11 protein-coding genes are annotated in these 12,979 nt (G+C 40.4%); 8 read left to right on the top strand and 3 right to left on the bottom strand.

The window, feature by feature from the left end:
• Window positions 1-69 precede the first annotated feature (69 nt).
• On the bottom strand, window positions 70-1,257 hold the full coding sequence (locus N0M92_RS12815) for an MFS transporter (protein ID WP_260286108.1): 1,188 nt from the start codon (window positions 1,255-1,257) through the stop codon (window positions 70-72).
• A 121-nt stretch (window positions 1,258-1,378) separates the two neighbouring features.
• Between N0M92_RS12815 and N0M92_RS12810 the strand changes: the two genes are divergently transcribed.
• The 8 genes from N0M92_RS12810 to N0M92_RS12775 all read left to right on the top strand — a co-directional run bounded on the left by N0M92_RS12810 (window position 1,379) and on the right by N0M92_RS12775 (window position 10,749).
• Window positions 1,379-1,825 (top strand): MarR family winged helix-turn-helix transcriptional regulator, encoded by a 447-nt coding sequence (locus tag N0M92_RS12810; protein WP_260286107.1) that lies wholly within the window; start codon window positions 1,379-1,381, stop codon window positions 1,823-1,825.
• Window positions 1,826-2,368: 543 nt separating this feature from the next.
• Entirely contained in the window at window positions 2,369-3,958 is a 1,590-nt protein-coding gene (locus tag N0M92_RS12805) for a long-chain-fatty-acid--CoA ligase (protein ID WP_260286106.1), read from the top strand.
• A 721-nt stretch (window positions 3,959-4,679) separates the two neighbouring features.
• Entirely contained in the window at window positions 4,680-5,783 is a 1,104-nt protein-coding gene (locus tag N0M92_RS12800; protein ID WP_260286105.1) for an amidohydrolase/deacetylase family metallohydrolase, read from the top strand.
• The gene (locus N0M92_RS12795; RefSeq protein WP_260286101.1) at window positions 5,761-6,870 is read left to right on the top strand and encodes a DgaE family pyridoxal phosphate-dependent ammonia lyase; all 1,110 of its coding nucleotides are present in this window, start codon (window positions 5,761-5,763) and stop codon (window positions 6,868-6,870) included. The genes N0M92_RS12800 and N0M92_RS12795 overlap by 23 nt, the downstream gene beginning before the upstream one ends.
• Entirely contained in the window at window positions 6,867-7,622 is a 756-nt protein-coding gene (gene dagF, locus N0M92_RS12790; RefSeq protein ID WP_260286100.1) for a 2-dehydro-3-deoxy-phosphogluconate aldolase, read from the top strand. The genes N0M92_RS12795 and dagF overlap by 4 nt, the downstream gene beginning before the upstream one ends.
• A complete protein-coding gene (locus tag N0M92_RS12785) occupies window positions 7,615-8,628 on the top strand; it encodes a sugar kinase (protein ID WP_260286099.1) in 1,014 nt (337 codons plus the stop codon). Before dagF ends, N0M92_RS12785 begins: the two co-directional genes overlap by 8 nt.
• Before the next feature lie 17 nt (window positions 8,629-8,645).
• Window positions 8,646-9,368: a GntR family transcriptional regulator gene (locus N0M92_RS12780; protein ID WP_260286098.1), complete on the top strand. Its 723-nt coding sequence runs from the start codon at window positions 8,646-8,648 to the stop codon at window positions 9,366-9,368.
• 55 nt (window positions 9,369-9,423) lie between these two features.
• Window positions 9,424-10,749: a GntP family permease gene (locus tag N0M92_RS12775; protein WP_260286097.1), complete on the top strand. Its 1,326-nt coding sequence runs from the start codon at window positions 9,424-9,426 to the stop codon at window positions 10,747-10,749.
• Between the two features lie 211 nt (window positions 10,750-10,960).
• On the opposite strand, the gene yppF is transcribed toward N0M92_RS12775, so the two are convergent.
• Together yppF and N0M92_RS12765 are read right to left on the bottom strand one after the other, a co-directional pair.
• Entirely contained in the window at window positions 10,961-11,143 is a 183-nt protein-coding gene (yppF, locus tag N0M92_RS12770) for a YppF family protein (RefSeq protein ID WP_081112928.1), read from the bottom strand.
• 264 nt (window positions 11,144-11,407) lie between these two features.
• Window positions 11,408-12,697 carry an MFS transporter gene (locus N0M92_RS12765; protein WP_260286095.1) on the bottom strand — a complete coding sequence of 430 codons (1,290 nt, stop codon included), beginning with the start codon at window positions 12,695-12,697 and terminating at the stop codon, window positions 11,408-11,410.
• Between the last annotated feature and the right edge of the window lie 282 nt (window positions 12,698-12,979).

Raw genomic sequence — 12,979 nt, 5'->3', positions numbered from 1 at the left:
AAACCCCCGAATGGCGGCTGCTATTCGGGGGTTTCGTTAAGATATATAACTTGAAATGCCTTTTAAGCTCTAGGATAATGCCTTTGCATGAAGAGATCGCTTTTGCCAAGCCATGGTAATCATCAAAGTAATGAATAAGAGGATAAGGCCCAACATGAAAGGATAGGTGATGTGGATATCATACATCATTCCGGCAAGTGTAGGTCCGAGCACATTTCCGATGCTCATATATGCATTATTCATACCCATTGCAAAGCCCTGCTCATTTCCTGCCATCTTGGAAATCAGTGTGTTAAGAACTGGACGTAAGATGGAGGTGGAAAGGAAGATGACCAGTGAAATTAAAAAGAAAATCAGGTAACTTGAAGCAAAAAGGGATAGAAGGAAACCGATGGCTGCAACACTGATAAAGATATTCAGCACATTCACTTCCCCGAAACGCTGTACAATCCGGTCGACGACAAACAGTTGTACAATTACACTGACGATACCTGTGGCTGTAACCATGACGGCGATGTCCTTAGGGCTTGAATTGAATTGATTATCAAGATAAAGACCAATGACAGATTCATATGCCATTAAGCCAAAGCTCATTACAAGAGTAATGATGAGTGGAATGAAATAGGGCATTTTCACGGATAAGGCAATCTTCCGAACCATCGTTTCGGTTTTTGCATCCATGCCTTGAGTAACCTGTGCCGTTTCGCTTTCTTTTAAAACAAAAATCGAAAATACTACAGCTGATAGGGATACCAGCGCAGAGATCAAAAAGGGAAACTTCAGGCCAAAGTCAGCTAAAAAACCTCCAATTCCTGGACCGACTACAATGCCCAGTGACATGGCGGCTGATACTAAACTATTGCCTTTAGCGCGTTGATCAAATGTGGTGATATCGGCTACATAAGCAAAAATTGCGGGGATAAGCAAAGCTGCCCCAATCCCGCCAATGATGCGTGAAGCATATAATAACCAAATGGAATTGACTGCATAAAAAATAAACATGGATAATGTCAAACCGACCAATCCATAAATAATCATTTTTCTGCGCCCGAATTGGTCAGTCCATTTTCCGGCAATTGGTGAAAAGATAAGTTGTGCACCTGCGAAAATGGCAATCATTAGGCCAGCGGCGGTTCCTCCTTGATTAATGGAGGCCAGGTATGCTGGTAAAATGGGAATGATGATACCGAAACTTCCTATTGCTATAAACATATTGATCATAAGGATAATGATCTTCTTGCGTTGTTCTGCTGACATGGGCAGCCTCTCTCTCTCTTTAAAAATCAATAACCAATTTAATTCGCATGGTTAATTTTTTGATACGTTAATTATGTTATAGTTTTAGATAGATAGTGTCAATAAGAAAGGATTGTCAAACATGCATTCAAGTGAATTGTATAATTTACATCTAGAAATCAAGGAACTAAGCAGCCTCTCACAGGAATTGGTGGAACCTTTTTTGGTTAAATATGATTTAACTTCTGTACAGTATCGCGCATTGCAATTAATTGTCTTGACTGAATCCATAGCAGTTAAAGATGTTTCGAATCATTTAAAAATCAAACCTGCAGCAGGAACTGCACTAATTGACCGTCTTGAACGGAAGAAGTTGATTGAGAGGGTACACAGTGAGGATGATCGGCGGTTCGTTTTTATCCAATCCACCGAAAGTGGAAGGAGAACCTATCATTCCATAAATAAGTGTTTTGCCAAGATCTTTCGTGAATTTTATGGCGTCCTAAATGAAGAGGAAACGCAAGGGCTCAAACAAATCGTCGGGAAACTGACCGAACATGCATCGTCTTGCATAGAGAATAAAATATAGTCTTCCTGACGTCTATAGTTTCCATTATAATAGAAAGAAGAAGGCTCTTTTCGTAAAGATTGTTGTTTTTAAAATGAAACGATTTAAGGTTGATTGGAGCGGAAGTGCGAGACTCCTGCGGGAGCAGCGGGACAGGTGAGACCCACAGGCGTTTACGCCGAGGAGGCTCACCGCCCGCCCCGCGGAAAGCGAGCATCTGGAGGGAAAATCAACCACACCTCACTACTTGGTAAATAGCAACAAAGAGTATGCGAAAACAGCCAAGAAGAAAGACCTAATATTTACTAAAGCAGTGAATACCACTGCTTTTAGGGGATTAATTGTCAGAATAATTAAAAAATAAATAAGTCATTCCCCTGAGTATAACGGTTAGGTTTATACAATGATTCATGATGTAAGAAATCCATTAAAGAAGATACGGCTTTTGGAAAATGAATCTGTATCAAAAAAGTTAAGAAAATTTTTTCTCAATGACTCATCATGACGAAACAGGCAGAGGTAGTGTACTAGAAGCAGAGAATCCCAAAAGAAGGAGATGGTAAAATGTTTTCGCCATTAACCCCAATGGATTGGAAGCGCAGGGCCGTAAAATATTATCCCCATAAAGTGGCAGTCATCGATGAAGAGAAAGAGTTTACATACAAGGAATTCGGGCAGCGGACAGATCAACTTTCCAAAGCACTGTATTCTTCGGGAATTGAAAAAGGCGACCATATTGCAGTAATGTTGCCAAATACGCATTATATGTTGGAATGTTTTTATGGCATTTGTCAAATGGGAGCGGTAATGGTTCCATTGAATTATAGACTGGCTGCAGAGGATTTGGAATATATCATCAAGCATAGCGATTCAAAAATGTTGATAGTCGATGAGGAATTCACCGCCCCGATCGAAAAGATCATTACTAGACTTTCATTGGAAAAAATCATTATCGTGCCTGTTGAAGGACATGAAACCACTTTACCTGGAATAGACTATGAGAATTTCATTTTGCATGCAATTGATGAAGCACTGCCAGAGGTTATAATCGATGAAAATCAACTTTTGACTATAAATTATACGAGTGGAACGACTTCAAAACCAAAAGGGGTAATGTTAACCCATCGCGGGAATTACATGAACGCCGCTAATTTCATTTATCACCTTGGAGTGAATCATGACGATGTATACTTACATACCCTGCCAATGTTTCACGCTAATGGCTGGGGAGGTGTATGGTCGGTAACGGCTACAGGCGGGACTCATGTATGTTTAAGGAAAGTCGATCCCCCTCTTATCCTCAAATTATTCGCCCATCATAATATTACATTATTATGTGGGGCGCCGACTGTCGTCAATATGCTAGTGAATGAACCTAAAGCAAAAGAAACAAATATCAAAGTTCGCCCAAGGATGGCAACAGCAGGTGCACCTCCAGCAGCAGCGCTTATACAAAAGGCACAAGAAATCCTTGGTTTGAATATGATTCACGTATATGGGTTAACAGAAACTTCCCCTTTCATCCTATATAACGAGTGGAAGGATGAGTTTGAAGCTAAATCGGCGGACGAACAAGCAATAATAAAGGCAAGACAAGGGATTGAATTGGTTTTCAATGGGGAAACGATGGTAGTCAATCAAGATGGGAAAGAAGTCGTTTGGGATGGAAAGGAACTGGGGGAAATCATTACCCGTGGCAATGTTGTAATGGAAGGATATTATAAGGATCCGGAAAAAACGGCCGAAGCAATTAGGGATGGCTGGTTTCATACAGGAGATCTGGCAGTGACCTATCCTGATGGATATATTGAAATACAGGACAGGGCTAAGGATTTAATCATTTCCGGGGGAGAAAATATTTCTTCAACAGAGGTGGAAGGGGTATTGTATAAACATCCAGATGTTTTGGAGGCGGCGGTCATTGCCATCCCAGACGATAAGTGGGGAGAAACGCCTAAGGCAATCATTGTGTTGCACCAAAATGCAAAAGTGACAGAAAATGAGATCATAACCTTTTGCCGCTCTAAAATGGCTCACTTTAAAGCACCGACAACAGTTGAATTCGTCGAGTCATTACCGAAAACGGCAACAGGTAAGCTACAAAAGTACCGTTTGAGGGAAATCCATTGGAAAGGAACGAAAAAGGTAAATTAAAGGCTTCATTATATGAACGGGACTATAGTAAAGGTTGTCATAATAAGTAAAAATCAAATAAAATACGGCAAATAACAAGACCAAGAATGCTTTTAAAATAGCATTCTTGGTCTTTATTATTATGGAAAGCAGCATTTCCTCTGTAACCAGGTAGTTAAATTAACTAGGGCTTCCCAATGAAAGGTTTGACTTAGTGCAATATAGATAAACTTGGTTTTTTACCCTTAGCATCGACTGATAGATGAAAAGCGTGATTTACCGGAATAATATGCTGCTCTTAAACTATATGGAATGCCAGCGAGTGCTGATGCCGGTGCAGGATACGGGAAGTACAAATAAAATAAGTAAACTAAGGAAAAAGTTTTAAAACAATGATAATTGTACTTATTTCAATAGTTTTCTTTAAAAGCCTTATTTCTGGATAATTAGAGTAGAGGCTTACATCAATCGTTATTTTGTAAAAATTCGTAAAGAATAGAACGGTAAATTTTAAAAAAACTAAATGAAATTACATTATAAGGAAGAAACTATTGAAAAATAAGTGATAATCCATTAAAAATTCTGTAAATTTAATCAAACATTATAACGTTATATTGATTAGTTCGAAAAAATATGATAATCTATTTTTGTAAAGAGAAATGAAATGAATTCTCACACAATTCAGTGTAACCGTATACAAAGTACTTGCAATCGATAGGATGTACCGAAAAGGATGAGGGAAATGGCAGATACGTTAGTTCTGAAGAATGTAAAGATGTTAGAGGGAAATGCAGCGGATATCATACTGGAAAATGGGATGATTAAAGAAATCGCATTTCCCGGAACTGCAACAGGGGATAAGATAATAGATTATGATCAAAAAGTTTTTGTTTCCAGCGGATGGATTGATATGCATGTACATGCTTTCCCGGAATTCGATCCTTATGGTGATGACGTTGATGAGATTGGATATAAAACGGGTGTAACAACGGTCATTGATGCGGGAAGCACGGGGGCAGACAGGATATCTGATCTCGTTAACAGCTGTGAAAATTCCAAAACGAATGTTTTCGCCTTTCTGAATATTTCGCGGATTGGCTTGAAAAGGATTGATGAGTTATCGGATATTTCATGGCTGGACGAAGTGGAATTAAGGAAGGCAATTTCCAAGTACGGGGATTTTGTCGTTGGACTTAAAGCGAGAATAAGTAAAAGCGTGGTTGGTCCAAATGGTGTCGAGCCATTAAAAATCGCTAGGAAGTTCTCGGCTGAAACTGGTTTACCATTAATGGTCCATATCGGTTCAGGGCCGCCTGATATTAAAGATGTCCTTGAATTACTTGAGGAAAAGGACATTATTACACATTTCTTAAATGGTAAAGCGAATAATTTATTTGATGAAAGAGAAGAGCCGCTGCCTGAGCTCAGTAAGGCGATTGAACGTGGTGTCCATTTGGATGTAGGTCATGGAACGGCAAGCTTTTCATTTAAAACTGCAGAAATGGCGAAAAAGCGGGGAATACGCTTCAATACGATCAGTACGGATATATATCGGAAAAACAGAGAGAATGGGCCAGTTTTTAATATGGCTAATGTGCTTACAAAATTTTTGTATCTCGGTTATCCATTAAACGAAGTAATAGATGCCGTTACGGTCAATGCAGCAGCTTGGTTGCATAAACCCGAGCTTGGCAGGATTTCAGCTGGGGATATTGCGAACTTGACCTTATTCTCGATCAAGAATGAGCCGACCCTTTTAATGGATTCCGAAGGAGAAAAAAGGATGGCAGAAAAAAGGGTTGTAGTAAAAGGAGTGGTTATAAATGGAGAATTCATTGAATGCTAAATACGGCTTGAAAAGAGTCATAAATGCAAGCGGAAGAATGAGCATATTGGGGGTTTCTGCCCCAACTGACACAGTGATGGACGCGATGAAAAAAGGTGGGCAAAATTATGTTGAAATTTCTGATTTAGTCGATAAGTCAGGCCAGCATATAGCGAAATTGCTTCATTCTGAAGCAGCTGTCGTCGTAAACTCAGCTTCAAGTGGGATTGCGCTTTCAGTAGCGGCGATCGTTACGGAAGGAAATAGAAGGAAAAGCGAAAGGCTTCATCAAGATCTTATACAAAAGAATGAAATCATCATGCTGAAAGGCCATAACGTTCAGTATGGTGCACCGGTTGAAACCATGATTTACCTTGGTGGCGGGAAATTGGTTGAAGTTGGATATGCAAACGAAGGGAAGGCAGAACATATTGCGGATGCCATAAATGAAAATACTTCTGCCATTTTATACGTGAAATCGCATCATGCCGTTCAGAAAAATATGATATCGGTCGAAGAAGCATGGGAAGTGGCCAAAACGAATAATATCCCTCTGATTGTCGATGCAGCTGCGGAGGAGGATTTGGAAAAATACGTTCAATTCTCCGACTTGGCGATTTATAGTGGATCAAAAGCCATTGAAGGACCCACATCCGGTATCGTTGCTGGCAGAAAAAAATATATCGAATGGGTAAAGGTTCAATTGCACTGTATCGGAAGGAGCATGAAGGTTGGAAAGGAAACTACCTTTGGGCTGCTTCAGGCATTGGATGAGTATTTCGTCAAGACGGATAATAGCGAAAATGAAAAAGCTAGTTTACAAGCTCTCACATCACTTGAATCCATTGAGGGCGTAAAAGTAACGATAGTTCAGGATGAAGCCGGCCGTGCCATATATAGAGCACGTATTTCCATTGATCCTTTAATAACGGAAACGACGGCGAAGGAAGTGAACGAGCAGCTCAGAAATGGGGATATTGCCATTTACACACGTGATTATGGGATACGGCAAGGCTTTTTCGATATAGATCCGCGTCCATTGCAAGGTGATGATATACATGTCATTGAAGCACAATTAAGCGCCATATTAGGAGGAAAACAAGGATGACAAACATAAACAAACGGTTATTGAATGATCGTGTAGCCTTAAATGTACTTGCAAATAGTGTAGAAAATGCAGTGGAAGTCTTTGAAGCGGCGGAAGGCCATGTATTGGTTGGTGTACTTTCAAAGGATTATCCAACTGTGGAAGCTGGTGTTACAGCAATGAAAGAATACGGGGAAGCCATTGATGAAGCCGTTTCAATAGGATTGGGCGCAGGCGATAATAGACAGGCAGCGGTTGTCGCAGAAATAGCAAAATACTATCCAGGCAGTCATATTAACCAGGTTTTTCCTGCCGTTGGTGCTACGAGGGCCAATTTAGGCAATAAGGACAGCTGGATAAATTCACTTGTTTCTCCAACTGGGAAAGCGGGTTATGTGAATATCTCCACTGGTCCAGTAAGTGCTGGTGCAAGTGAAACGGCCATTGTGCCTATTAAAGCTGCCATTGCGCTGGTTCGCGATATGGGGGGAAATGCTCTGAAATACTTCCCGATGAAAGGCCTGAAGCATGAAGATGAATATCGTGCTGTGGCAAAAGCTTGCGGTGAAGAAGGATTTGCTTTGGAACCAACAGGTGGAATTGATTTAAATAATTTCGAGACTATACTAGAAATCGCATTAGAAGCAAAAGTGCCTAAAGTCATTCCCCATGTATATTCTTCCATCATCGATGAAGAGACTGGAAAAACGAATGGGGAGGATGTACAAAAATTATTGGCCATAACAAAAAAATTGGTTGAAAAATATGCCTAAAAGGATTGTGGCATTCGGGGAAGTAATGATGCGTTTGCAGGTACCAGGGCATGAATTGCTATCACAGGCCAGCACTCTGCAATACTCCTTTTCAGGCACGGGGGTAAACGTTGCTTCTGCGATGGCAAAGCTCGGACATGAGGGGTTTCTTGTGACAAAGTTACCGGATAACCCACTTGGGGATTCCGCGATTTCATCTTTGCAGCGCTTAGGGATTGGAAGGAACTTCATCTCTAAAGGTGGCAAGTACTTGGGGATGTACTTTTTGGAAAATGGTTTTGGCCAGCGGGCGAGCCGTGTCACATATTCCAATCGACTGGAAAGCAGTTTCAATACAGCCTCCTTATCCGATTATGACATGGATTTGATTTCGGAAAGTACGGATATCATCCATTTTTGCGGAATCACGCTTGCAATGGCGGAAAATGTACGGGAAAGTATGAAGGTGCTGGCTAGAAAAGTCAAAGAAAAAGGCGGTACAGTCTGTTTCGATTGCAACTACCGTCCCTCTTTATGGGAGGGAGGTTATGCCGACGCACAGCCCCATTATGAAGAAATGCTTGCTTTGGCTGATATCGTCATGATGAATGAGAAAGACGCCCTATACATTTTAGGAATGAAGTCTGAAGGCTCCACAAGGGAAGAACAGCTAAACGAGTTGATCCCTGAGGTGGCGAAAAAATTCAATATTCGGTCGATAGCAGGGACACACCGTTCAATCAACAGTGATAATAGCCATACATTGAGGGGGTATATATACAAGGAAGAAACATTTTACTTTTCCGATATCCTATCATTTTCTGTATATGATAGAATAGGTTCAGGCGATGCTTACACCAGCGGAATCTTACATGGCGAAATACGAGGATATTCCCCTGAAAAGACAGTTCGGTTTGCGGCTGTTTCAGGAATGCTGGCATGTACTGTCGTTGGAGATACTCCTTTGGCAACCGAAAAGGAGATACTCTCGGCAATGGAAGGTAAAATGGAAGATATTAAGAGATAAAAGGCAGGAGATTAGGAATGAATGTGAACAGAAAAAATGGACCGATGTATTTACAGATAAAAGAAATATTAAAGGATCGTATTTTACATGGGGTTTATGCCATCGACACAAACATTCCCTCTGAGCCTCTTTTGGAAGAAGAATTTAACGTAAGTAAGGTCACTGTCCGTAATGCAATCAAAGAACTCGTGCAAGAGGGGTATGTTGAAAAGAAAAGCGGCAAAGGCACTAGGGTCATAGCTAATGGTTCGATTGTCAAACTTTCCAAAGGTAAGCGTTTCACAGAACTGTTGGTGGAGGAAGGGCACTCCATTTTAAAAAAGGTGTTAAACATAAGTCATGTTGACCTTTCTTCAGACTCGAAGCTGCATTCTTTATTTGGTGAGCATTGCATAAGTATCGAACGGATATATTTATTGGACAATGAACCTTATATTTACTTTACACATTATGTTTCACTCGATATGAACGAAGAAGATATGAAAGAGCTCCAGATCAATTCTTTGTACCGTTTTTTGGAAGACCAAAACGTCAAACTTGAAACATTCAGAGATGAATTTGCCGTTGCTATCGCTCCGGATCACATTTGCGAAACACTTAAAATCGAAAACAATAGTCCTGTATTAAAAAGGATTCGGATTTCCAGTGATGGGGACGGAAATGTTATGGAATACAGTGAAGGGTATTACAACACGGCTAAACAGAACTACATCGTGACATATAATGAGCCGGTACAATAATCCAATTATTGTATCGTATTGATTGTAAGCGATTTCAATAGGGTGGGGAGAACATATGGATCTATATTTATTAGGAATCACGCTGATAGCCATCGTAATTGTTATTTTGGGGGTATCCTGGTGGAAATGGCATGCATTCATTAGTTTGACTGTAGCCAGTTTATTTTTAGCGGTTTTTTCAGGACTGCCGATGGACAAGATTGTAGGAGCATATGAAACGGGTGTCGGAGCGGTCCTTGGTCACCTTATTGGAATATTGGCTTTAGGGACCATTTTAGGAAAGATGATGTCCGACTCTGGAGCCGGTATGCAGGTTGCTGACTTTTTCATTAATAAATTCGGCGTGAAGAACCTGCCGTGGGCCATGCTTTTATCTGGTTTCATCATAGGCATTCCGGTATTTTTCGAGGTTGGTTTAGTAATATTGCTGCCTTTGGTGATTTCCATTCGGAAATCAACCAAAGTGAACATCTTGTTAATTGGTATTCCAGTACTTGCTGGTTTATCGATCGTACATGGGCTGGTACCTCCGCATCCTGGAGCCATGACAGCTATTGGAATCTATAATGCAAACATGGGACACGTACTTCTGTACTCATTGATCATCGCATTCCCGACTGCTGTAATTGCCGGACCGCTATTCGCAAAATGGGTTCAAAAACGGGTTATTCCTGTTGGTGAACCGGAATTGATCCGGGTGGTAACAAAGTCTAGTGGGTTACCAGGGACTGGAGTTTCGTTCTTCATCATCCTTTTGCCTGTATTGTTGATGGTTTTAACTGTCTTGGCGCCATATTTGCCGCTACCGGGATCCATTGAAAAATTCTTATTGTTTATCGGAAGTCCGGTGATTGCCCTATTAATCTCCTGTTTTGCAGCTTACTATTTCTTGGGTTACAGACAGGGAATGGACAAATCGCTAATTAAAAAATTGACGGAAGAATGCTTATTGCCATTAGCCTCCATAATCCTTATTATCGGTGCTGGCGGAGGATTCAAGCAAATTTTAATTGATAGTGGCGTTGGGACTGCAATTGCTTCCATGTCTGAAGAAATTTCTTTATCCCCGATCGTTCTTGCATTCCTTGTGGCCGGATTGATTCGGATTGCCACAGGTTCTGCAACCGTCGCTTTGACCACGGCAGCAGGGATCGTTTCACCGGTCGTTGCCAATATGACGGGTGTTAATCTAGAATTGCTCGTAATTGCCACGGGAGCAGGCTCACTTATGTTCTCCCATGTTAATGATGCCGGTTTCTGGTTAGTAAAAGAATATATGGGACTAACCGTTAAAGAAACATTCAAAACATGGACAGTCATGGAAACCTTACTTTCCTTCGTGGCATTCGGTTTGGTTTTAATTTTCGATATATTCATTTAATTAAAGAAAATTTCTCAATGTCTGAATAAGTAACATTTACCTCCGTGAACTGTCTTGGGGTGACAGGTCACGGAGGCTTTTATTTAGTCATGGAACATACTGGGGATGGAGAAAATGACCGGTTTTACTCTTAACGAGAGGTCATTGCGGAAACCAGAAACAAAATTCATTCACAATCGGAAGTAGTTAGACTATTGACAAGGGTGCAGTTTCATCCAGAAGACGTTTGTTTTGCTCCTCGAAGATATAAGTCCTGACAGAGACTTCTATATTGGAAGATTGATAGCTTCCCGTTTACATATTCATTCTGAATATAATCGAGTAATTCATTGGCATGGTTAGGCTTTTGACGTTTTTCCTGAATATAATGGAGAATTAAAACTTCTATATTCACACACTCACCTTACTTGACAAGTATTTTTTTCCATTAACAATATAACATGGGCATTCAAAAAAATATCATTTTTTGAATATTTTAACTATCGACATATTTATACAAATAAAGGATTGATTCGGAATAGCGGTGGGAAATTTTATCGGGAAATGCAAAAAAAGAGCGATATTGTACGGACTTACTTTTAAGTCGGCACAAGAAAAACCCTTGATAATTCAAGGGTTGGATTGTTAATTTAGGTGACGAAACTGATTTTACAAGACTTCATGCTTGTATCTTTTGTACAGGTATAGGTGATAAGCGCAGCTCTGCGGCTTCTCTCTTAATGGAGAATAAATAAGCTGCCAAACCTAAGATGGCTGTAAAAATCAGCATGGCGATCGATGAACTGAAATCCCCGCCAGACAAGTCACGAAGCCATCCCATGATATAGCTCGAAAAGCCGCCCATGATATTCGTGAATCCAATTAGACCAGCGGCCCGTCCTGCCGTTTCAGGTGTTGAGTATTTTACCATGAGCATATTACTTAAATGGAACACACCGCCTTGACATCCCATTGCCAGTCCCATACATAGTCCGGCCAAAATAGGATTGGGAATGAAGACAGCAACAGTCAAAAAGACAGCCGTCAATGAAAATAGAATCGTGGCCATCAAACTTGGACGTCTGGTTTTGTCTGCCAGAAAACCGCATGCCAAGACAAATCCTAAAGCGAATAGCCAGGAAAGTGAAGTGATGCTCGACATCCCTTCCCTTTCGAATCCTTTTGCTTCAATGAGATATGTAGGAAGCCAAATGCTGATTCCGAAAAATAAGAAGGAGCATACGAGCATACCGAACCAAACGATCCAGAAACGATAATCTTGGGCGAAACTTTTGTTCTCGGAGGGGGCGGTTTCTTTAATTTCATCATCCGTTTGGCGAATGAAAGCCAATTCCTCCTTACTTATACGGGGGTGCTCTTCTGGTGTATTCCTTGTCATAAAGATGAACATCGGGATATTTATAAATAAGTTGAAAGCTGCAAGCATAAAGAAAGCTGCTTGCCAGTGGAGTAAAGATATTAAGAGCACCAAAACAACGGCTCCCATTGCCGGTCCTAAATAGTTTCCGGTAAGCCAAGATGCCTGGGCCCTCCCCAATTCGCGTTTATTAAACCAGTTAGAAATGAGTTTTCCGGACACCGGAATCATCATCCCTTCACCAAAACCAAGAATGACCCTGCTTATTAAAAATATTTCATATGAATTTGCCAGGCCTGACATAATCATCGTGAATGTCCAAACAAATAAACCGGCGATGGCTGTTTTGCGGGCACCTAATTTATCAATGATGAAGCCCCAAAAAAGATTCGATACACCATAGGCAATGGTGAATACAAAAGAAAGAAGACCGATCTTTGCATTTTTGTCATCGCCTGTCATACCGAGTGCATGCAAGAATTCAGGATCTGTTTGAATGATGGAAATGCCAACCTTATCAATTTGTCCGAAAAACCAAAAGAAAAAAATTGGAACGGCAATAAACAACCATCTTTTCTGCCCATTTAGCATAATACCATCTCCTTGTCGCTTTTTAGCATTCCCTAAAAACACTTACCATTGCGAATAAGTGAATTACGGTTACCCCTTTAGAAAGGTACTAGTTTTGATTTTTCATTTAAGCGCTTAATCCCGCCTTTCTTTATAATTTTGATAGATAAAAAGTCACGGAAATGTTTTGTAAGGAAAACAAAGTTTTACTTTCTTAACGATAAATTAAAATAATTTGATTGTCAATTTAATATTTTGATAATTTTTTATCTTTAGAATAAACAAAAATATAAGCGCTTTCAC

The organism is Peribacillus aracenensis, from assembly GCF_025175645.1.
Classification (GTDB): domain Bacteria; phylum Bacillota; class Bacilli; order Bacillales; family DSM-1321; genus Peribacillus; species Peribacillus aracenensis.
Note: the sequence above shows the minus strand (reverse complement) of the source record. Positions and strands in the feature narration are given on the sequence as shown.

Coding starts and splice junctions, on each gene's coding strand:
- N0M92_RS12765 (WP_260286095.1), bottom strand. CDS start 12,697: ATGCTAAATGGGCAGAAAAGATGGTTGTTTATTGCCGTTCCAATTTTT.
- N0M92_RS12800 (WP_260286105.1), top strand. CDS start 4,680: ATGGCAGATACGTTAGTTCTGAAGAATGTAAAGATGTTAGAGGGAAAT.
- N0M92_RS12815 (WP_260286108.1), bottom strand. CDS start 1,257: ATGTCAGCAGAACAACGCAAGAAGATCATTATCCTTATGATCAATATG.
- N0M92_RS12785 (WP_260286099.1), top strand. CDS start 7,615: ATGCCTAAAAGGATTGTGGCATTCGGGGAAGTAATGATGCGTTTGCAG.
- N0M92_RS12810 (WP_260286107.1), top strand. CDS start 1,379: ATGCATTCAAGTGAATTGTATAATTTACATCTAGAAATCAAGGAACTA.
- N0M92_RS12775 (WP_260286097.1), top strand. CDS start 9,424: ATGGATCTATATTTATTAGGAATCACGCTGATAGCCATCGTAATTGTT.
- N0M92_RS12805 (WP_260286106.1), top strand. CDS start 2,369: ATGTTTTCGCCATTAACCCCAATGGATTGGAAGCGCAGGGCCGTAAAA.
- dagF (WP_260286100.1), top strand. CDS start 6,867: ATGACAAACATAAACAAACGGTTATTGAATGATCGTGTAGCCTTAAAT.
- N0M92_RS12795 (WP_260286101.1), top strand. CDS start 5,761: ATGGAGAATTCATTGAATGCTAAATACGGCTTGAAAAGAGTCATAAAT.
- N0M92_RS12780 (WP_260286098.1), top strand. CDS start 8,646: ATGAATGTGAACAGAAAAAATGGACCGATGTATTTACAGATAAAAGAA.